Here is a 21,162-nt window from a genome sequence, read left to right as displayed (position 1 = left end):
GTTAGAATCAGGGCGTCCTCGCCCGGAATAGTTAGCATGTTTTGGTCACTGGCGATTCTCGCCTACCTGCTCGGCTCGCTGTCCTTCGCCATTGTGCTCAGCCGCTTGACGGGAAACCCCGACCCGCGAATGGGTGGCTCCGGCAATGCCGGCGCCACCAACATGTTGCGCCTGGCCGGCAAGAAACTCGCTGTGCTGACGCTGCTGGGCGACGTGTGCAAGGGCCTTTTGCCCGTGCTGATCGCAAGCCTCGCCGGCCTTACCCTGCAACAGCAGGCCTGGGTAGGCGTGTGCGCCGTCCTGGGCCATCTGTTTCCACTGTACTTCCGCTTTCGCGGTGGCAAAGGCGTCGCCACGGCAGCCGGCATGCTGCTGGGAATCTACCCACCGGCAGCGTTACTGGCCGTTGTCGCATGGCTGCTGACGTTCTACCTGACCCGCACCAGCTCGTTGGCGGCGCTGATCGCCACACCGCTCACCCTGCCATTGCTGGCCTGGCAAGAACCGGCGGCGCTGCTGCCGATGAGCGTGCTGACACTGCTGATCGTCTGGCGCCACCGCGGCAATCTACGCGACCTGTTTGCCGGGCGCGAACGGCATTTTTAAATACTCCTGATGAGCCCGGCTCAGGTTGAACCTATAACGGTGACAACTGCTCCATCGGCCAGCGTGCCTGCACGCTGATCGCCAGGCTTTCGTGCTGCCCGGCCTGCAGGCGCTGGCATCCGGCATAGGCGATCATCGCGCCATTGTCGGTGCAGAACTCCGGGCGCGCGTAAAACACATCGCCCTTCATATCACCGAGCATTTTTTCCAGCGAGGCACGCAAGGCCTTATTGGCGCTGACGCCGCCGGCGATCACCAGGCGCTTCATACCCGCTTGTTTCAGGGCACGCTTGCACTTGATGGTCAAAGTCTCCACCACGGCCTGCTGGAACGCCAGCGCGATGTCGCAACGGGCTTGCTCACTGTCGTCCCCGGCGCTGACGCTGTGCTGCCAGGTATTGAGTGCGGAGGTTTTCAGGCCGCTGAAGCTGAACATCAGGCCAGGGCGATCGCACATCGGGCGCGGGAAGGTGAAGCGGCCGGCAACGCCTTTTTCGGCGAGGCGCGCGATTTCCGGGCCACCGGGATAATTGAGGCCCATCATCTTCGCGGTTTTGTCGAAGGCTTCGCCGGCAGCGTCGTCCAGAGACTCGCCCAACAACGTGTATTGACCGATCCCGTCGACCTGAACCAACTGCGTATGGCCGCCCGAAACCAACAAAGCGACGAACGGGAACTGCGGCGGTGTTTTTTCCAGCATGGGCGCCAGTAAATGGCCCTCCATGTGGTGTACTCCCAAGGCTGGAATGCCCCAGGCAAACGCCAGCGCCTGGGCGCAAGAAGCCCCAACCAACAGGGCTCCGACCAATCCAGGGCCGGCGGTGTAGGCGATGGCATCGATCTCGGTCGGCACGCAACCGGCCTCGTCCAGCACCTGGCGGATCAACGGCAGCATGCGCTTGACGTGATCACGACTGGCCAGCTCCGGCACCACGCCACCATAGGCGCGATGCAAGTCGATCTGACTGAACAGTGCATCGGCCAAAAGCCCGCGTTCACTGTCGTAAAGTGCGACACCGGTTTCGTCGCAGGAGGTTTCAAGTCCCAGTACTAGCATGGGTTTGCGCCTTGTAGAGGCTAAATTCGAAGGCGCGCATAATAGTCGCCACTCCCCCTCCCGACTAGCGGTTTTCGATCAGAGGCTTTGCATTCCTGCCAATGAGGGGTTAACATCCGCAACCCTTAAAAACCGACGACCTCAGCCGCGAATTTTTTGCGACGAGAACGTTGATCCCGGTAATGAAAGAAGGTAGCTCTGGATGCCAGCCGTCAAAGTAAAAGAGAACGAACCCTTCGACGTAGCTCTGCGTCGTTTCAAGCGCTCCTGCGAAAAAGCCGGTGTTCTGGCTGAAGTTCGTAGCCGCGAATTTTATGAGAAGCCAACTTCTGAGCGTAAGCGTAAAGCAGCAGCCGCTGTTAAGCGTCACGCTAAGAAAGTTCAGCGCGAACAGCGCCGCGCCGTTCGTCTGTACTAATACACAGACGCTCGTAGCAAGCTTCTGCCAAGCCCGGCCCTCAGCCGGGCTGTTGGCATTTGCGGATATCGCTTGATGCTTCATCGTCGACGCCGCACACGCGACCGAGACAACTGCTTCACACGTCAGGACTGGCTTTCTGCCAGCGGTGCACGTCTCTTCTGACGAGCCTAACAAGGCTACTGACGAGCACACCTATTCTTCAAGCAGACGATCAACTGTGTCGGCTGTGCCCATTGATGAGCTTCCGAGGCCGCCCATAGGCCGAGACCGGACTCCAGGGCAACTTTTCTTCGCCGGACACTGATAGAAACTAACGTCAGCAAATGTTCGGCAGATACACTTCCAGACAGCCCAAGCAGATGATTGATGGTCGAGCCATTCGATAGGTGCGCTTGAGCTTTTTACGGGCCCTCATTTACACGCAGTGATGACGAGAACGCCATGGCCGGGCTAATTCCCCAGAGCTTTATTGACGACCTTCTGAACCGCACCGACATCGTCGATGTTGTCAGCTCGCGCCTGCAAATGAAAAAAGCCGGCAAGAACTACACCGCCTGCTGCCCGTTTCATAAAGAAAAAACCCCGTCATTCAGCGTAAGCCCCGACAAGCAGTTCTATTACTGCTTCGGCTGCGGAGCGGGCGGCAATGCCCTCGGCTTCATCATGGACCACGACAACCTGGACTTCCCCCAGGCCGTCGAGGAACTGGCAAAAGCCGCAGGCATGGAAATCCCCCGCGAAGAAAGTGGACGCCCGCACAAACCCCGGCAACCCACAGACTCGCCGTTGTACCCGCTGCTGACCGCCGCGGCCGATTTTTATCGCCAGGCACTCAAAAGCCATCCGCAGCGCAAGGCGGCCGTCGACTACCTCAAGGGCCGCGGCCTTACCGGTGAAATCGCCCGCGACTTCGGCCTCGGTTTCGCCCCGCCCGGCTGGGACAACCTGTACAAACACCTGAGCAGCGACACGCTTCAGCAAAAAGCCATGATCGACGCCGGTCTCCTGGTGGAGAACGCCGAGACCGGCAAGCGCTACGACCGCTTCCGCGACCGTGTGATGTTCCCGATCCGCGACAGCCGCGGCCGCATCATCGCGTTCGGTGGCCGAGTGCTGGGTGACGACAAGCCCAAGTACCTCAACTCTCCGGAAACCCCAGTGTTCCACAAGGGCCAGGAACTCTACGGCCTGTTCGAAGCGCGCAAGAACAACCGCAACCTCGATGAAATCATTGTGGTTGAGGGCTATATGGATGTGATCGCCCTCGCCCAACAGGGCTTGCGCAACGCGGTAGCCACCCTCGGCACCGCCACCAGCGAAGAACACATGAAGCGCCTGTTCCGCGTGGTGCCGAGCGTTTTGTTCTGTTTCGACGGCGACCAGGCCGGCCGCAACGCTGCCTGGCGCGCCCTCGAAGCTACGCTGACGAGCCTGCAGGATGGGCGCCGCGCACGCTTTCTGTTCCTGCCCGAAGGCGAAGACCCGGACACCCTGGTGCGCTCCGAAGGCACCGATGCATTCCGCGCGCGCATCAATCAACATGCACAGCCGCTGGCGGATTACTTCTTCCAGCAACTAACCGAAGAAGCCGACCCGCGCTCCCTCGAGGGCAAGGCACACATGGCCACCCTCGCCGCGCCGCTGATCGACAAGGTGCCCGGCGCGAACCTGCGCACCCTGATGCGCCAGCGCTTGCTGGAAATCACTGGCCTGAGTGGCGAAGCCGTCAGCCAGCTGGTGCACAGCGCGCCGCAGGATGCTCCACCGGCCTACGATCCAGGCATGGATTACGACGCCATGCCGGACTATTCCGATTTCCAGCCGCAGGATGCCTACGCCCCCCAGCAGGAATGGACGCCAAAAAAGCCAGGTGCCGGCGGCAAGAAATGGGACAAGAAACCCTGGAGCAAGAACGGCAAGCGCGGTGATCGCGACGAGGCCTACGCCCCGCGCACGCCGGTTGCCGTAGAGGCCCCCACGCTGATCGCCCTGCGCACACTCATTCACCACCCGCAATTGGCGGAAAGGGTCGAAAGTGCCGAGCATTTTGCCAACGAGAGCAATACCTACGCGCAGGTGCTGATCGCACTGATCGAAGCCGTGCAGAAAAATCCTAAGCTAAACTCTATTCAGCTGATGGCTCGCTGGCACGGCACGGAGCAAGGCCGCTTGTTGAAAGCGCTCGCGGAAAAGGAGTGGCTAATTGACGGCGACAACCTTGAACAACAGTTTTTAGACACCATTACTAGGTTATCCGCGGGTCAGCACACGCAGACCCTCGACGACCTCATCAAGAGAGCAAGGCAGCCGGGATTATCGGCTGAAGAGCAAATTCAGATAGCAAAACAGATGCGCGACCTCTTAAAACAGAATGTTTCCGCATCAAACCCGACCTCAGCTGGCGTGTGAGGTCATAGCTCGGGTATAATCCTCGGCTTGTTTTTTGCCCGCCAAGACCTTCAGTGGATAGGGTGTTATGTCCGGAAAAGCGCAACAGCAGTCTCGTATCAAAGAGTTGATCACCCTTGGTCGTGAGCAGAAGTATCTGACTTACGCAGAGGTCAACGATCACCTGCCTGAGGATATTTCAGATCCTGAGCAGGTGGAAGACATCATCCGCATGATTAATGACATGGGGATCCCCGTACACGAGAGTGCTCCGGATGCGGACGCCCTTATGTTGGCCGACGCCGATACCGACGAGGCAGCCGCTGAAGAAGCCGCTGCCGCGTTGGCCGCGGTGGAGACCGACATCGGTCGCACGACTGACCCTGTGCGCATGTATATGCGTGAAATGGGTACCGTCGAGTTGCTGACACGCGAAGGCGAGATCGAAATCGCCAAGCGTATCGAAGAGGGCATCCGTGAAGTGATGGGCGCAATCGCGCACTTCCCTGGCACGGTTGACCACATTCTCTCCGAGTACACTCGCGTCACCACCGAAGGTGGCCGCCTGTCCGACGTCCTGAGCGGTTATATCGACCCGGACGACGGCATTGCGCCACCGGCTGCCGAAGTGCCGCCGCCTGTCGATGCGAAAGCCGCGAAAGCCGACGACGATTCCGATGACGACGATGCTGAAGCCAGCAGCGACGACGAAGAAGAAGTCGAAAGCGGTCCAGACCCGATCGTCGCTGCCCAGCGTTTCGGTGCGGTTTCCGACCAAATGGAAATCACCCGCAAGGCGCTGAAAAAGCACGGCCGCTCCAACAAGCAGGCAATCGCCGAACTGTTGGCCCTGGCTGAGCTGTTCATGCCGATCAAGCTGGTACCGAAGCAATTCGAAGGCCTGGTTGAACGTGTTCGTAGCGCCCTTGAGCGTCTGCGTGCACAAGAGCGCGCGATCATGCAGCTCTGTGTTCGTGATGCGCGCATGCCGCGTACCGACTTCCTGCGCCAGTTCCCGGGCAACGAAGTTGACGAAAGCTGGAGCGACGCGCTGGCCAAAGGCAAGGCGAAGTACGCCGAAGCCATTGGTCGCCTGCAGCCGGACATCATCCGTTGCCAGCAGAAGCTGACTGCACTTGAGACCGAGACCGGTCTGACGATTGCCGAGATCAAGGACATCAACCGTCGCATGTCGATCGGTGAGGCCAAGGCCCGCCGCGCGAAGAAAGAGATGGTTGAAGCGAACTTGCGTCTGGTGATCTCCATTGCCAAGAAGTACACCAACCGTGGCCTGCAATTCCTCGATCTGATCCAGGAAGGCAATATCGGCTTGATGAAGGCTGTGGATAAATTCGAATACCGTCGCGGCTACAAGTTCTCGACTTATGCCACCTGGTGGATCCGTCAGGCGATCACTCGCTCGATCGCCGACCAGGCCCGCACCATCCGTATTCCGGTGCACATGATCGAGACCATCAACAAGCTCAACCGTATTTCCCGGCAGATGTTGCAGGAAATGGGTCGCGAACCGACCCCGGAAGAGTTGGGCGAACGCATGGAAATGCCTGAGGATAAAATCCGCAAGGTATTGAAGATCGCTAAAGAGCCGATCTCCATGGAAACCCCGATCGGTGATGACGAAGACTCCCATCTGGGTGACTTCATCGAAGACTCGACGATGCAGTCGCCAATCGATGTCGCCACTGTTGAGAGCCTTAAGGAAGCGACTCGCGACGTACTGTCCGGCCTCACTGCCCGTGAAGCCAAGGTACTGCGCATGCGTTTCGGCATCGACATGAATACCGACCACACCCTTGAGGAAGTCGGTAAGCAGTTTGACGTGACCCGTGAGCGGATCCGTCAGATCGAAGCCAAGGCGTTGCGCAAGTTGCGCCACCCGACGCGAAGCGAGCATCTGCGCTCCTTCCTCGACGAGTGACCCCAGACCCCCGGCCCAGGCCGGGGGTTTTGCTATGTATAAATTGCTTTCTATAGATTAACCGCCCTCGCAACACCCCTCCCCTGAAATGCCCGTCTACACTCGTGACATTCCCCCGTGCCATAACGAGACCGTTATGCCCAGATTGCCGACCGTGATACTGCTGTCGCTGCTGACCTGGACCGCAACGGCTGGCGCGTTGACGCTTACCGATGATGAGCGTAGCTGGCTGGCGGACCATCAGGAGTTGAGCCTTGGGGTAGACGCCTCATGGCCACCGTTCGAATACCGCGATGAAGATGGCCGCTACCACGGCTTATCGGCGGACTATGTACGCCTGATCCAGGACCGCCTGGGCGTGCGCATCAAGCTGGTCGAGCCGCCAAATTGGGGGGCGGTCCTGGAAATGGCTCGAAGCAATCGTCTCGACCTTATCCCCAGCATCATGTCGACGCCGGAACGCCAGAACTACCTGGCCTTCACTCGCCCTTATATCGACTTCCCGATGGTGATTCTTGCCCATGAAGGCGGCGCACGGCCGCGCAATCTCAAGGACCTGTATGGGCTGAAAATTGCCGTGGTGGAAAACTACGCCCCCCACGAGTTGCTGCGCACCCATCACCCCGACCTCAACCTGGTGGCGCTGCCGAATGTCAGCTCCACACTGCAGGCCCTGGCGACCGGCGAAGTGGACGCGGTGGTCAGCGACCTGGCGTCCAGTGTCTGGAGCCTGCGAGAACTCAAGCTTGACGGCTTGTACGTCAGTGGCGAAACGCCCTACCGCTACCAATTGGCGATGGGCGTGCCAAGGGACGACAAAATGCTGGTGGGCATTCTGGACAAAGTCCTGGCCGACCTCAGCCCGACCGAAACCGACGCTATCCAGCAACACTGGGTAGGCAGCGTCACCGATAACCGCACCTTCTGGAACGACTTGCTCATGTACGGCTTGCCCGCCGTGCTGCTGTTGAGCACCGTATTGGCCATCGTGATTCGGATCAATCGCCGGCTCAGCTCGGAAATTTCCCGGCGCGTCGCCCTCGAGCAGGAATTGCGCAGCAGCGAGTACCACTATCGCGGCCTGGTAGAGAGCTTGTCGGCCATTGCCTGGGAAGCCAGCATCACCGATTTCACCTACAGCTATGTGTCGCCCCATGCCGAGGACCTGCTCGGCTACCCACGCGCCCATTGGCTGATTCCAGGCTTCTGGCGCAACATCATTCACCCCGCCGACCTGACCCGCGCCGAAGCCTATTGCTACCGTGAAACCCGCGCCAACCGTGACCACAGCATCGATTACCGGGTAATCACCGCCGATGGCCGCTGCTTGTGGGTGCGCGACATCGTCAGCCTGATCGAACACGGCCATGAACCTGTACTGCGCGGTCTGATGATCGATATCAGCGAGGCCAAGCGCACCGAGGAAGCGCTGCGGCTTTCTGAACAGAAGTTCGCCTCAGTATTCCAGCAATGCCCGGATATCCTGGTCATTGCCCGGCTGTCCGATGGCTGCTTGCTGGAGGTCAATAAAGCCTTCGAAGACCAAATTGGCCTCAGCGCAGCGCAGGTAATCGGTCGCAACGGCACGGAACTGGAAATATGGGGCATTCCGGGCATCGGCCCTGAATTGCTGAAGCGGGTCCAGACCGTCAGTATTCGCAACCTGGAAATGCCTTTCCTGCGCAGCAACGGTCAGGCCTTTACCGGGCTGATCTCCGCAGAGCCGTTCCAACTCGATACGGTCGAAGCCATCGTGGTAGTGGTTCGCGATATCACCCAACTCAAGGAAACCCAGCAACAGTTGCAAACCTCCGAAGAGAAGTTTGCCAAAGCCTTCCACGCCTCGCCCGATGGCCTGCTGCTGAGCCGCCAGCACGACGGGCTGCTGATCGAGGTCAACGAGGGCTTCAGCCGCATTACCGGCTTCACCGCAGCCAACTCTCTGGACCAGTCCACTTTGGAACTGGGTATCTGGGTCGATCTCAACGAGCGCAAACACATGCTGGAGCTGATGCATCGCGACGGTTTTGTGCGCGACTTCATCTGTCATATCCGTCGCGCCGATGGGCAGATCCGCCTGTGTGAAGTGTCCAGCCGGCCGCTGCCCATCGGCGATGACGACTGCATGCTGACCATTGCCCGCGACATCACCGAACGCCAACTGATGCAGGAGAAACTGCAGCAGGCCGCCACCGTTTTCGAAAGCACCGCCGAGGGCGTGTTGATCACCGACACCGAGCAGAACATCAGCGCCGTCAACCGCGCCTTCAGCGAGATCACCGGTTACAGCGAAGCCGAAGCCCTCGGCCAAACGCCGCGGCTGCTTGCCTCGGGCCTGCATGACAGCGCGTTCTACGCGGCGATGTGGCACCAATTGACGGCCCAGGGCCATTGGCAGGGGGAAATTTCCAATCGTCGCAAGAACGGCGAGCTATACCCCAGTTGGCTGACCATCAGCGCCGTGCGCAATCACGATCAATCGACCGCCCACTTCGTTGCAGTGTTTGCCGATATCTCCAGCCTCAAGCTGGCTCAGGCACGCCTGGACTACCAGGCACATCACGATCCGCTGACCGGCCTGCCGAACCGCACGCTGTTTGAAAACCGCTTGCAGGCCGCCCTCAACGGCCATCAAGAAACCGGCAAACAGGGCGCGGTGCTGTTTCTCGACCTGGATCGCTTCAAACACATCAACGACAGCCTCGGCCATCCGATCGGCGACTTGCTGCTCAAAGACATCGCCGTACGCCTCAAGGAGCAACTGCGCGACATCGACACCGTCGCTCGCCTGGGCGGCGATGAATTCATCATTCTGCTGCCCGGCCTGCAACACCCCAGCGATGCCGAGCAATTGGCGAATAAACTGCTGGCCTGTTTTATCCCACCGTTCCAGGCCGGCGAGCACGAGTTCTTCATCAGTGCCAGCATCGGCACCAGCCTGTATCCACAGGACGGCACCGACGTCGCCACCCTGGTCAAAAACGCCGACGCCGCCATGTATCGCTCCAAGGCCAAGGGCCGTAACCGCGTTGAATGCTATACCCGCGACCTCACGGCCCAGGCAAAAGAGCGCGTGGCACTCGAGCACGAACTGCGTCGAGCCATAGAGCGCGAGGAACTGAGCCTCTACTACCAACCAAAACTGAGCCTGAAAACCCACGAACTGATCGGCGCCGAAGCCTTGATCCGCTGGCATCACCCGACCTTTGGCGAGGTTCCTCCCGAACACTTCATCGCCCTGGCCGAAGAGAACGGCATGATCCTGCAAATTGGCGATTGGGTACTCGAACATGCCTGCCGACAACTGCACGCCTGGCAGGGCCGCTTCGATGATTTCGGCCCGCTGTCGGTCAACCTCGCCGGCGCGCAACTGCGCCACCCCGGCCTGCTGGGCCGCATCGAACAGCTACTGCGCGACTACCACCTGGAACCCGGCTGCCTGCAACTGGAAATCACCGAAAACTTCATCATGAGCCAGGCCGAGGAGGCGCTGGAGGTCCTGCATCAACTCAAACACCTGGGCGTGCAACTGGCGATCGATGACTTCGGCACCGGCTACTCGTCCCTCAGCTACCTCAAGCGCCTGCCTCTGGACTTCCTGAAAATCGACCAGTCCTTCGTCCGCGGCCTGCCCGACGACCCCCACGACGCCGCCATCGTGCGCGCCATCATCGCCCTGGGCCACAGCATGCAATTCACCATCATCGCCGAAGGTGTGGAGAACTGCGCGCAACAAGCCTTCCTGGCCGCCGAAGGCTGTGAGCAGATGCAAGGCTACATCGTCAGCCTGCCCCTGCCACCGGAGCTTTTCGCCGCTTCCTTCCTTCGTATAAGCCTTGAGGATTTTTCGGATAGCACACTGGAGAAACCATCGTTATAATCCGCGACCTGTTAAGGGCCTATAGCTCAGTTGGTCAGAGCAGAGGACTCATAATCCTTTGGTCCACGGTTCAAGTCCGTGTGGGCCCACCAACTCCAAAGCCGCGCATTGCGCGGCTTTTGTGTGTCTGGGTGGCTGGCAACGACCTGGCGCTACTGGAGCGCCCTTGCACCACGCAATGCCGAAGACATCAGCGTAAAAGTGGCGCAATGGCCAGGTGCAAAGGTGCGAGGTCCATCAGGTCAAACCTCCATGCGCGTAGCTTTGCGGCGGGAACGCCCGCCTCAAGTCCGATGCAAGCCTGTAACATGCATGCCCATTGCCCCCCGTTACGGAGCCTCCCTTGCCTGTCTTGGATGAAATCGATCGCCAGTTGATCGCCGCCTTGCAGATCAACGCCCGCGAAAGCGTGGCCATGCTTGCCCGGCAGTTAGGCATCGCGCGCACTACGGTGACGTCGCGCTTGGCGCGGCTGGAGAAAACCCAGGTGATCACCGGTTACGGCGTCCGTCTTGGCCAACGTGTGGTGGACGGCGGTTTGCAGGCCTATGTGGGCATCACCGTGCAGCCGCGTTCGGGCAAGGAAGTGCTGCGCAGGCTGAGCGCCATGGCTCAGGTGCAGCAGTTATGCGCGGTGAGCGGCGAGTTTGATTACGTGGCCTGGCTGCGCACCGACTCGCCGGGCCAGCTGGACCAACTGCTCGACCAGATCGGCGGCGTCGATGGCGTGGAGAAAACCACTACCTCGATCATCCTCAGTAACAAATTGGATCGCGGCCAACCACTCTGACCAACTCATTCGTCACTACGACTGAAAACAATCCATTCCGACGACACTTTGCGTCTTATTAACGAGCGCTACGCTCCCTAAACTGGCTGCCATCTTTTCCTATACTCAACGGGCCAAATCCCGCCGAGTCGTCAGTAAGGTCAGCCATGAGCATTCCGTCCAGTACCCTCAGCAAGACCAATCGTCACCCAGCAGACGGTAAAAAACCCATCACCATCTTCGGCCCGGACTTCCCGTTTGCCTTCGATGACTGGATCGAGCACCCCGCCGGCCTGGGCAGCATTCCCACCGAACACCATGGTGCCGAGGTGGCGATTGTCGGCGCCGGTATTGCCGGGCTGGTGGCGGCCTATGAGCTGATGAAGCTGGGGCTCAAGCCCGTGGTATACGAAGCCTCGAAAATGGGCGGCCGCCTGCGCTCCCAGGCCTTCGAAGGCGCCGAAGGCATCATCGCAGAGCTCGGCGGCATGCGGTTCCCGGTGTCGTCCACAGCGTTTTATCACTATGTCGACAAGCTCGGCCTTCACACCAAACCGTTTCCCAACCCGTTGACCCCGGCCTCCGGCAGCACGGTGATCGACCTCGAAGGCCAGACCCACTACGCACAAAAACTGGCCGACTTGCCTACCTTATTCCAGGAAGTAGCCGACGCCTGGGCCGATGCCCTGGAAGCCGGCTCGCAGTTCGGCGATATCCAGCAAGCCATCCGCGACCGTGACGTACCGCGTCTCAAAGCACTGTGGAATAAACTGGTGCCGCTGTGGGACGACCGCACTTTCTATGATTTCGTCGCCACCTCCAAGGCCTTCGCCAAGCTGTCGTTCCATCACCGTGAAGTGTTCGGCCAGGTGGGTTTCGGCACCGGCGGCTGGGACTCGGACTTCCCCAACTCAATGCTGGAAATCTTTCGCGTGGTGATGACCAACTGCGACGACCACCAGCACCTGGTGGTCGGCGGCGTGGCGCAAGTGCCCATGGGCATCTGGCGTCATGTGCCGGAGCGCTGCGCCCACTGGCCGGCCGGCACCAGCCTCAGTTCGCTGCACAGCGGCGCGCCTCGCGCGGGGGTCAAGCGGATTGCCCACGCTGAGGGTGGCCGCTTCGCGGTGACCGATAACTATGGCGACACCCGCGAATACGCCGCCGTGCTCACCACCTGCCAGAGCTGGCTGCTGACCACCCAGATCGAGTGCGACGAAACCCTGTTTTCGCAAAAGATGTGGATGGCCCTGGACCGCACGCGCTACATGCAATCGTCGAAAACCTTCGTGATGGTCGATCGCCCGTTCTGGAAAGACAAAGACCCGCAAACCGGCCGCGACCTGATGAGCATGACCCTCACCGACCGCCTGACCCGCGGCACGTATTTGTTCGACAACGGGGACGACAAGCCGGGCGTGATCTGCCTGTCGTACTCGTGGATGAGTGACGCGCTGAAAATGCTGCCGCAACCTATCGATAAACGGGTGAAGCTGGCCCTCGATGCATTGAAGAAGATCTACCCGAAAGTCGATATCAAGGCGCGCATCATCGGCGACCCGATCACCGTATCCTGGGAGGCCGACCCCCATTTCCTCGGGGCCTTCAAGGGCGCGTTGCCCGGCCACTATCGCTACAACCAGCGGATGTACGCGCACTTTATGCAAAAAGACATGCCCGCCGAACAACGTGGGATTTTTATCGCCGGTGACGACGTCTCATGGACACCCGCCTGGGTCGAGGGCGCCGTACAAACCTCACTGAACGCCGTGTGGGGCATCATGACTCACTTCGGCGGCAGCACCCACGCCGAGAACCCAGGGCCTGGCGACGTGTTTGATGAGATCGGGCCGATCGCCCTGGCCGATTAAGGAGTTACGCCATGCGTGTCGCCCTGTACCAATGCCCGCCGCTACCGCTGGACGTGGCCGCTAACCTCGAGCGCCTGCACAAGGTGGCGCATGAGGCCACCGGCGCCGATGTGCTGGTGCTGCCGGAGATGTTTCTAACCGGTTACAACATCGGCGCTGAAGCAGTCGGCGCCTTGGCCGAGGCGCAGGATGGGAACGCTGCGCAAACCATTGCCGAGATCGCGCAAAGCGCCGGGCTGGCCATTCTGTACGGCTACCCGGAGCGGGCTGAGGATGGGCAGATCTACAACGCCGCGCAGTTGATCGACACCCACGGGCAGCGCCTGTGTAACTACCGCAAAACCCACCTGTTTGGCGACCTGGATCACTCGATGTTCAGCGCCGGCGACGGTGACTTCCCACTGGTTAACTTCAACGGATGGACCTTGGGATTGCTGATCTGCTATGACCTGGAGTTCCCGGAAAACACCCGGCGCCTGGCACTGGCCGGAGCCGAGCTGATCCTGGTGCCTACCGCCAACATGGTGCCGTTCGACTTTGTCGCTGACGTCACCGTGAGGGCGCGGGCCTTTGAAAACCAATGCTACGTGGCCTACGCCAATTATTGCGGGCACGAAGATGAGATTCACTACTGCGGGCAAAGCAGCATTGCCGCGCCGAATGGCCAGCAAATCGCCCTGGCCAGCCTGGATGAAGCCTTGATTGTCGGCACGCTGGAGCACCAAGCGATCCTCGACGCCCGCGCCGCCAACGACTACCTGCAAGACCGTCGCCCCGACCTGTACGGCGCGCTGACCAAGCCCTGAGCCTGCGGGTTTGCCGACGGTTTGTTAGCATAGCCACCTCCTACGTTTCGGAAGTGCCCATGTCTGCGCCGGCCCACCCTCACCCCCAGCACCTGACCCTGGCCAATGGCCTGCGGGTTTCCCTGCGACATGCGCCGCGCTTGAAGCGTTGCGCCGCAGCGTTAAAGGTCGCTGCCGGCAGCCATGACGTGCCGTTAGCCTGGCCGGGCCTGGCGCATTTTCTTGAGCACTTGTTGTTTCTCGGTACTCAGCGCTTTCCCACGGGCGAAGGGTTGATGGCCTTCGTGCAACGTCACGGTGGGCAAGTGAACGCCAGCACCCGCGAACGCACCACGGACTTTTTCTTCGAACTGCCTGTGCCGACCTTCGCCGATGGGCTGGATCGGTTGGCAGACATGCTGACTCATCCGCGCCTGGCGTTGGACGATCAACTGCGCGAGCGCGAAGTGCTGCACGCGGAATTCGTGGCCTGGTCCCAGGATGCCAAGGCTCAACAGCAGGTGGCGGTGTTTGAAGGTTTGGCGGCGGACCATCCGCTGCGTGGCTTTCACGCGGGCAACCGCGACACGCTACCGGTGGAGCGGGAGACCTTTCAGCAAGCGCTGCGCGAATTCCATGCACATTTCTATCAGAGCGGGCAGATGACCTTGAGCCTTGCCGGCCCGCAGTCACTGGTAGAGCTCGAAGCCTTGGCACAGCGGTTCAGCGAGCAACTGACGTCAGGGCCTTGGCATCCCCAAGCCGTTCCGCCTGCCTTGATGCAGGGCCAGGCATATAGCTGCCAACCTGGCGCCAGCCCGCATTGGCACCACGTCATCGCCTGCGAGGCATCGCGTGAAGCACTGGATTTTTTGTGTACCTGGCTCAATGCCCCGGCGCCCGGCGGCCTGCTCGCCGAGCTGAAAACACGCGGGCTGGCCACCGCAGTGCAGGCGTCGGCGCCGTACCACTTCGCCGGGCAAGCGCTGCTGGATATCGTTATCACGCGCAGCACTCAAGGCGAACCCGCGACACAGATTCAGGCGCTGCTACATGATTGGCTGAGCTTTTTCGCACACAGCGACTGGACGCCACTGCGCGAAGAGTTCGCCCTGCTGAATGCTCGCCAACAACAGGTCCAGGACGCCCTGGCATTGGCCCGAAACGACAGCGAAGAGCTTTCGGAGCAGGGCGCCGCAGCGCTCAAGGCCATGCTCGATTCGCTGCACCTGCCGCCCTCCAGGCACCCTTGGCAACTCCCCCCGAACAACCCGTTCCTACGGCCGCCGATCAAGGAAGAACGCGCGGGCCTGATTCGCGGCCAAACCAGCGCGCATCGAGGCTTACGTACTTTTGCCCAGGATCGTTCCCGAGGGCGTCGAGAGGTAGCGGCGCTGACGTTCAGCCAGGCCCTGGCGGATAGCAGCGGTGAAGGTGCGCTGTACCTGCGCTGGCAGTTCGAATGCGCGGCGCCCGCACTAGAAAGCACTATGCAAGCCGTGCGGGAGAGCGCTCACCAAGCAGGCGTCGAGCTGTCTTTCGAAACCGCCGGCAATGAATGGCTGCTGAAAATGATCGGGCTGCACGAGCCGATGCCGGCCATCCTCGAAGCCTTGGCCCAGCGCCTGAATCAGCCCCAGGAGGCGCCTCTCGTTCCGACGCCCATGATGGCCATTCGCGAACTGCTCAAGGCGTTACCGGCGTGCTGCGCCGCAAGCCATTTCGCCCCCCGCGAACAGCCCGCCGCATGGAGCACCGCCCGCTGGCATGGCCTCGGCCTGGGTTTTCCCGCCGCGTGCGAAGCGGCGCTCAAGTCCGCCGCCGCTCGCCTGCCGGGCCAACCCAGCAGCCTGGAGCACACACGCCAAGACCTCATCGGCCAACGCGTGTGGCATGAGGTAAAAACCGACTCCACCGAAGCCGCCTTACTGCTGTTTTGCCCAACACCCAGCCAAGCCCTGGCGGACGAAGCCGCGTGGCGCCTGCTCGGTCATATTCTCCAGGGGCCGTTCTACCAACGCCTGCGGGTCGAACTGCAAGTGGGCTACGCCGTATTCAGCGGTATCCGACAGATCAACGGGCAAACCGGCCTGCTGTTTGGCGTGCAATCCCCGAGCGTGCCCCTTGAGGGGATCGTTGCGCACCTTCAGACATTTCTGACGCAATTGCCGGCGCTGATCCGCAGCCGCGAAGACGCGGGCAACCTGGCACTGGCGCAGCAGTTCTCGCCTCAGGCGCTGTCGATGACCCAAGCCGCTGAATGGCTATGGCACACGCATCTGGCGGGCCACCCGTCGGATTATCTGGCGCGCCTTCAGGCGTTGATCCAAAGCTGCGGCGTTGATGAGCTTTTACTCGCCGCCCAGCAACTGAACGATGCCCAAGGCGGCTGGCGCTGTGTGGCCAACGGTTCGCACACCGGCGACGGGTGGAAACCAGCGGGCTGATCATTGCCTACGCTGCAATAGGCTTTTTCCACCAAGACAGCGCTAACTTGATTAGAATTGCGTAACATTCCCGGGCGAACATCTGAACATCTCCAGCTGGAGGTGGACTATATGTATTACTTGGTAGTAAACGTCCCATCCCTTCGTAGGAGTAAGAATATGACTTGGTCCAAACCTGCTTACACTGATCTGCGCATCGGCTTCGAAGTCACCATGTACTTCGCCAGCCGTTAATCCGCTGGGTAATACAACGCCTCGGTTCGCCCGGGGCGTTTTTGTTTTGAGCTTTGCGTGATGGAGCAATCATGTTTGTCCAGATTCTAGGTTCTGCCGCCGGCGGTGGTTTCCCACAGTGGAATTGCAACTGCGTGAACTGCGCAGGTTTTCGTGACGGCAGCCTGCGGGCGCAGGCGCGTACCCAGTCGTCCATCGCGATCTCCGACGACGGCGTGAATTGGGTGCTGTGCAACGCCTCCCCGGATATTCGCGCGCAACTGCAAGCGTTTGCGCCGATGCAACCCGGCCGTGCGCTGCGCGATACCGGCATCGGCGCGATCATCCTGATGGACAGCCAGATCGACCACACCACCGGCCTGTTGAGCCTGCGCGAAGGCTGCCCGCACCAGGTGTGGTGCACCGACATGGTCCATGAAGACCTGAGCACCGGTTTCCCGCTGTTCACCATGCTCACTCACTGGAACGGCGGCCTGGCCTGGAACCGCATCGAGCTGGACGCCAGCTTCAGCATCCCCGCCTGCCCGAACCTGCGTTTCACCCCGCTACCGCTGCGCAGCGCCGCACCGCCCTACTCGCCGCACCGCTTCGACCCGCACCCGGGCGACAATATCGGCCTGATCGTCGAAGACCTGCGCACCGGCGGCAAACTGTTCTATGCCCCGGGGCTGGGCAAGGTCGACGCGCCATTGCTGAAGATCATGGCCGGCAGCGACTGCCTGCTGGTGGACGGCACGATGTGGGACGACGATGAAATGCAGCGCCGGGGCGTCGGCACCCGCACCGGGCGCGAGATGGGCCACCTGGCGCAGAACGGCCCCGGCGGCATGCTCGAAGTGCTTGAGCAGCTACCGGCGCAACGCAAGGTGCTTATCCACATCAACAACACCAACCCGATCCTCGATGAAGACTCCCCCGAGCGGGCAGAGCTGGCGCGGCGCAATGTCGAAGTGGCTTACGACGGCATGAGCATTGAACTGTAGGAGCAACGCAAATGACTGACACACCGCTGACGCCCGCCGAGTTCGAAGCGGCCTTGCGGGCCAAGGGCGCCTTCTACCATATTCACCACCCGTACCACGTGGCGATGTATGAAGGCCGCGCCAGCCGCGAACAGATCCAGGGCTGGGTCGCCAACCGCTTCTACTATCAGGTAAACATTCCCCTGAAAGACGCCGCGATCCTGGCCAACTGCCCGGACCGCGAGATCCGTCGCGAATGGATCCAGCGCCTGCTCGACCATGACGGCGCGCCCGGAGAAGACGGCGGCATCGAAGCCTGGTTGCGCCTGGGCCAGGCCGTCGGCCTCGACCCGGACCAACTGCGCTCCCAGGAACTGGTGCTGCCCGGCGTGCGTTTTGCGGTGGATGCCTACGTCAACTTTGCCCGTCGCGCCAGTTGGCAGGAAGCTGCCAGCAGTTCGCTGACCGAGCTGTTCGCGCCGCAGATCCACCAATCGCGCCTCGACAGCTGGCCACAGCATTACCCGTGGATCGACCCGACCGGCTACGAGTACTTTCGCACCCGCCTGGGCCAGGCCCGTCGCGATGTTGAACACGGCTTGGCGATCACCCTGCAGCACTACACCACTCGTGAAGGTCAGGACCGCATGCTGGAAATCCTCCAGTTCAAACTGGACATCCTGTGGAGCATGCTCGACGCCATGAGCATGGCCTATGAACTCAAACGCCCGCCCTATCACAGCGTGACCGAGCAGCGGGTCTGGCATAAAGGGATCGCCCTATGAGCTTTGATCGCAGCAAAATACCGACCTGGCGCCAGGGCTATCGTTACCAGTACGAGCCGGCGCAAAAAGGCCATGTGTTGCTCTACCCCGAAGGCATGATCAAGCTCAACGACAGTGCCGCGTTGATCGGCGGCTTGATCGATGGCGAGCGCGACGTAGCGGCGATCATCGCCAAACTGGACCAACAATTTCCTGGTGTGCCTGAGCTCGGTGACGACATCGAGCAATTCATGGAGGTCGCCCGTGCTGAGCACTGGATTACCCTTGCCTGAAAAGCCAGCCATCGGCCTGCCCTTGTGGCTGTTGGCCGAGCTGACCTACCGCTGCCCGTTGCAGTGCCCTTACTGCTCCAACCCGCTGGATTTCGCCGAGCAGGGCAAAGAGCTGAGCACCGAGCAGTGGATCAAGGTGTTTCGTGAAGCCCGCGAAATGGGCGCCGCGCAGTTGGGTTTTTCCGGCGGTGAACCGCTGGTGCGCCAGGACCTCGCGGAGTTGATCGCCGAGGCGCGCAAGCTGGGCTTCTACACCAACCTGATCACCTCCGGCATCGGCCTGACCGAGCAGAAAATCAGCGACTTCAAGAAGGCCGGCCTGGACCATATCCAGATCAGCTTCCAGGCCAGCGACGAGCAGGTGAACAACCTGCTGGCCGGCTCGAAAAAAGCCTTCGCGCAAAAGCTGGAAATGGCCCGGGCGGTGAAAGCCCACGGCTACCCGATGGTGCTGAACTTCGTCACCCATCGGCACAATATCGACAAGATCGACCGCATCATCGAGCTGTGCATCGCGCTGGAAGCGGACTTCGTCGAGCTTGCCACCTGCCAGTTCTACGGCTGGGCGCAGCTCAATCGCGTGGGTTTATTGCCCACCAAAGAACAGTTGGTGCGTGCCGAACGCATCACCAACGAATACCGCGCAAAGCTCGAAGCGCAAGGCCACCCGTGCAAACTGATCTTTGTGACCCCGGATTACTACGAGGAGCGCCCCAAAGCCTGCATGAACGGCTGGGGCAGTATTTTTCTGACGGTCACACCGGACGGCACCGCCCTGCCCTGCCACGGAGCCCGACAAATGCCGGTGCAGTTTCCCAATGTGCGCGACCACAGCATGCAGCACATCTGGTACGACTCCTTTGGCTTCAATCGCTTTCGCGGCTACGACTGGATGCCCGAGCCATGCCGTTCATGCGACGAAAAGGAAAAGGACTTCGGCGGCTGCCGTTGCCAGGCCTTCATGCTCACGGGCGACGCCAGCAATGCCGACCCCGTGTGCAGCAAGTCCGAACACCACGGCATCATCCTGCAAGCGCGGGAAGACGCCGAGCACGCCAGCCTGAGCATCGAGCAACTGGCCTTTCGCAATGAGCGCAACTCACGGCTCATCGCAAAAGGCTAAGGGCCTCAGCGCTTGGCGATGATGTACACCGCATGGATGATGCCAGGGAAGTAACCGCACAAGGTCAGCAGAATATTCAGCCAGAACGCGCCGCCGAAGCCTACTTGCAGGAACACACCCAGTGGCGGCAGCAGAATAGCGATGATGATACGAATGAAATCCATGGGTCAGCTCCATAAAATCGGCTCGTGTGAGCCGTGTAGCTAATCGACCTTGGGGGCTCGTGAGGGTTCAGTGAGTTCTGGCATTGCGCCATCCCGCAATAAGCATAAAAAAACGCCCCCAGCCAAAAGAGTCAGGCTGGAGGCGCCGCGTATACCGCGAGACGGTTCAGGAATAACAGGTTAAACGGCGATGCCCTTGCGGCATTGCAGCTGCGCGGTGCGTACGCGGGAGAAGGCGCGGGCCAGGCGCAGGAGCATTTCGTCGATGTTGCTTTTGCTCACCGTCAGCGCGGGGGTCAAGCGCAGGCAGTCGGGTTGCGGCGCGGTGAGGATCAGGCCTTCGTGCAGCGCGGCTTTTACCACGGCATGTGCTGAATCCTCCGACAACGTCAAGCCCCATATCAGGCCTTGGCCGCGCAGTTGGCCGTGATCGTAGCGGTAAGCCAGGCGCGCCAGCCCTTCGCCCAGATAAACGCCGGACTCGCGCACATGCTCGAGAAAGCCGTGCTCCAGCACCGTGTCGAGCACCGCCGCGCCGGCCGATGCCATCAGCGCGTTGCCATGATGGGTGCCGTCCAACTCACCCACTTCAAAGCAGCACGCCTTGCCGCGTGCCAACAGTGCCGCCAAGGGCACGCCGCCGCCCAGGCCTTTACCGAGGGTGATGATGTCGGCGCGCACGCCGTACTGCTGCTCGGCAAGTAACGTCCCGCAACGGCCAAGGCCGGTTTGCACTTCGTCAAGAATCAGCAGGATCCCCAGTTCACGGCACAGCCGCTCGACGCCCTTCAAGTAATGCTCGGTGGCGGGAATGACGCCGACGCCCTGGAGCGGCTCAAGCATGATCGCCACGGTTTGCGCATCGACGGCGGCATGCAGCGCCGGCAGATCGTTGAATGGCACGTGGGTAAAGCCGGGTAATTGGGGTTCGAAGCGGTTTTCCAAGGCGCCCGCCGAGGCCGCCAGCGTCGCGAAGCTGCGGCCATGGCAACCGTTGCTGGCGCTGATAATGCGGTATGCGCCGCCGCGATGCAGTTGGCCCCATTTGCGCGCCAACTTGATCGCCGCTTCACAGGCTTCGGCGCCGCTGTTAAGCAGGTAGGCCTGGTCGCTGCCGGTGCGGTGGCACAAACGCTCGACGAGATTGAGCTGGGTGCGGTTATGCAGGCCCATGCCGGGGTTGATCAGTGCTTGGGTCTGTTCACCGAGGGCGCGGATCAATACCTGCGGGCTATGGCCGAGGCTGTTCGCGCCATTGCCCTGGCTGAAGTCCAGGTAAGCGCGGTCGTCGCTGTCCCACAACCAGGAACCCTGGCCACGCAAAAACACGTGTGGAGGCCGTGCCACGGTAGGCATCAAGGATTCACTGGTCACGTCACCCGCTGCGTCCATAACCAAGTCATCCAGGCTGGGCGTGGGGCGACGCCTAGTGAACAGATTCACAGATCCACCCCGATAG

General features: G+C 60.9%; 17 protein-coding genes and 1 tRNA gene. 15 read left to right on the top strand and 3 right to left on the bottom strand.

The features are described 5' to 3' along the window. Window positions 1-36: 36 nt before the first annotated feature. Complete coding sequence (gene plsY, locus AB4N98_RS15270; protein WP_017530799.1) at window positions 37-606, top strand: glycerol-3-phosphate 1-O-acyltransferase PlsY; 570 nt, start codon at window positions 37-39, stop codon at window positions 604-606. A 31-nt stretch (window positions 607-637) separates the two neighbouring features. Here plsY and tsaD read toward each other — a convergent pair whose 3' ends face one another. Further along, window positions 638-1,663: a tRNA (adenosine(37)-N6)-threonylcarbamoyltransferase complex transferase subunit TsaD gene (tsaD, locus tag AB4N98_RS15265; protein ID WP_017530798.1), complete on the bottom strand. Its 1,026-nt coding sequence runs from the start codon at window positions 1,661-1,663 to the stop codon at window positions 638-640. 202 nt (window positions 1,664-1,865) lie between these two features. Here tsaD and rpsU point away from each other — a divergent pair, with 202 nt between their 5' ends. From rpsU to pqqE, 14 genes are all read left to right on the top strand, one after another. Next, the gene (rpsU, locus tag AB4N98_RS15260; protein WP_002551877.1) at window positions 1,866-2,081 is read left to right on the top strand and encodes a 30S ribosomal protein S21; all 216 of its coding nucleotides are present in this window, start codon (window positions 1,866-1,868) and stop codon (window positions 2,079-2,081) included. Window positions 2,082-2,525: 444 nt separating this feature from the next. Further along, window positions 2,526-4,493, top strand: coding sequence for a DNA primase (gene dnaG / locus AB4N98_RS15255; protein WP_065879380.1), 1,968 nt, complete (start codon window positions 2,526-2,528; stop codon window positions 4,491-4,493). A gap of 67 nt (window positions 4,494-4,560) precedes the next feature. Beyond that, on the top strand, window positions 4,561-6,411 hold the full coding sequence (rpoD, locus tag AB4N98_RS15250; protein WP_017530796.1) for an RNA polymerase sigma factor RpoD: 1,851 nt from the start codon (window positions 4,561-4,563) through the stop codon (window positions 6,409-6,411). Between the two features lie 136 nt (window positions 6,412-6,547). Next, window positions 6,548-10,291, top strand: a complete 3,744-nt coding sequence (locus tag AB4N98_RS15245; protein ID WP_460148748.1) for an EAL domain-containing protein — start codon at window positions 6,548-6,550, stop codon at window positions 10,289-10,291. A gap of 15 nt (window positions 10,292-10,306) precedes the next feature. Next, window positions 10,307-10,383, top strand: a tRNA-Ile gene (locus tag AB4N98_RS15240). Window positions 10,384-10,634: 251 nt separating this feature from the next. Next, window positions 10,635-11,081 carry an Lrp/AsnC family transcriptional regulator gene (locus AB4N98_RS15235; RefSeq protein ID WP_017530794.1) on the top strand — a complete coding sequence of 149 codons (447 nt, stop codon included), beginning with the start codon at window positions 10,635-10,637 and terminating at the stop codon, window positions 11,079-11,081. A gap of 146 nt (window positions 11,082-11,227) precedes the next feature. Then, window positions 11,228-12,931, top strand: coding sequence for a flavin monoamine oxidase family protein (locus AB4N98_RS15230; protein WP_017530793.1), 1,704 nt, complete (start codon window positions 11,228-11,230; stop codon window positions 12,929-12,931). A gap of 11 nt (window positions 12,932-12,942) precedes the next feature. Then, a complete protein-coding gene (locus AB4N98_RS15225; RefSeq protein ID WP_017530792.1) occupies window positions 12,943-13,737 on the top strand; it encodes a carbon-nitrogen hydrolase family protein in 795 nt (264 codons plus the stop codon). 59 nt (window positions 13,738-13,796) lie between these two features. Further along, window positions 13,797-16,163 (top strand): pyrroloquinoline quinone biosynthesis protein PqqF, encoded by a 2,367-nt coding sequence (gene pqqF, locus AB4N98_RS15220; RefSeq protein WP_460148745.1) that lies wholly within the window; start codon window positions 13,797-13,799, stop codon window positions 16,161-16,163. A gap of 159 nt (window positions 16,164-16,322) precedes the next feature. After that, window positions 16,323-16,397, top strand: a complete 75-nt coding sequence (gene pqqA, locus AB4N98_RS15215) for a pyrroloquinoline quinone precursor peptide PqqA (protein ID WP_003194766.1) — start codon at window positions 16,323-16,325, stop codon at window positions 16,395-16,397. A 71-nt stretch (window positions 16,398-16,468) separates the two neighbouring features. Beyond that, window positions 16,469-17,380 (top strand): pyrroloquinoline quinone biosynthesis protein PqqB, encoded by a 912-nt coding sequence (gene pqqB, locus AB4N98_RS15210; protein ID WP_068935645.1) that lies wholly within the window; start codon window positions 16,469-16,471, stop codon window positions 17,378-17,380. 11 nt (window positions 17,381-17,391) lie between these two features. Next, window positions 17,392-18,144 carry a pyrroloquinoline-quinone synthase PqqC gene (gene pqqC, locus AB4N98_RS15205; protein ID WP_017530789.1) on the top strand — a complete coding sequence of 251 codons (753 nt, stop codon included), beginning with the start codon at window positions 17,392-17,394 and terminating at the stop codon, window positions 18,142-18,144. Continuing rightward, window positions 18,141-18,416 carry a pyrroloquinoline quinone biosynthesis peptide chaperone PqqD gene (gene pqqD, locus AB4N98_RS15200; protein WP_017530788.1) on the top strand — a complete coding sequence of 92 codons (276 nt, stop codon included), beginning with the start codon at window positions 18,141-18,143 and terminating at the stop codon, window positions 18,414-18,416. Before pqqC ends, pqqD begins: the two co-directional genes overlap by 4 nt. Further along, on the top strand, window positions 18,409-19,539 hold the full coding sequence (gene pqqE / locus AB4N98_RS15195) for a pyrroloquinoline quinone biosynthesis protein PqqE (RefSeq protein ID WP_065879375.1): 1,131 nt from the start codon (window positions 18,409-18,411) through the stop codon (window positions 19,537-19,539). The genes pqqD and pqqE overlap by 8 nt, the downstream gene beginning before the upstream one ends. A 5-nt stretch (window positions 19,540-19,544) precedes the next feature. On the opposite strand, the gene AB4N98_RS15190 is transcribed toward pqqE, so the two are convergent. Together AB4N98_RS15190 and AB4N98_RS15185 are read right to left on the bottom strand one after the other, a co-directional pair. Then, window positions 19,545-19,703 carry a YqaE/Pmp3 family membrane protein gene (locus AB4N98_RS15190; protein WP_003176503.1) on the bottom strand — a complete coding sequence of 53 codons (159 nt, stop codon included), beginning with the start codon at window positions 19,701-19,703 and terminating at the stop codon, window positions 19,545-19,547. A gap of 180 nt (window positions 19,704-19,883) precedes the next feature. Continuing rightward, window positions 19,884-21,146, bottom strand: a complete 1,263-nt coding sequence (locus AB4N98_RS15185; RefSeq protein WP_065879374.1) for an aspartate aminotransferase family protein — start codon at window positions 21,144-21,146, stop codon at window positions 19,884-19,886. Window positions 21,147-21,162 lie beyond the last annotated feature (16 nt).

This window comes from Pseudomonas sp. S3_E10 (assembly GCF_054667615.1).
The sequence above is the reverse complement of the archived record's forward strand: the minus strand, read 5'-3'. Positions and strand labels throughout refer to the sequence as shown.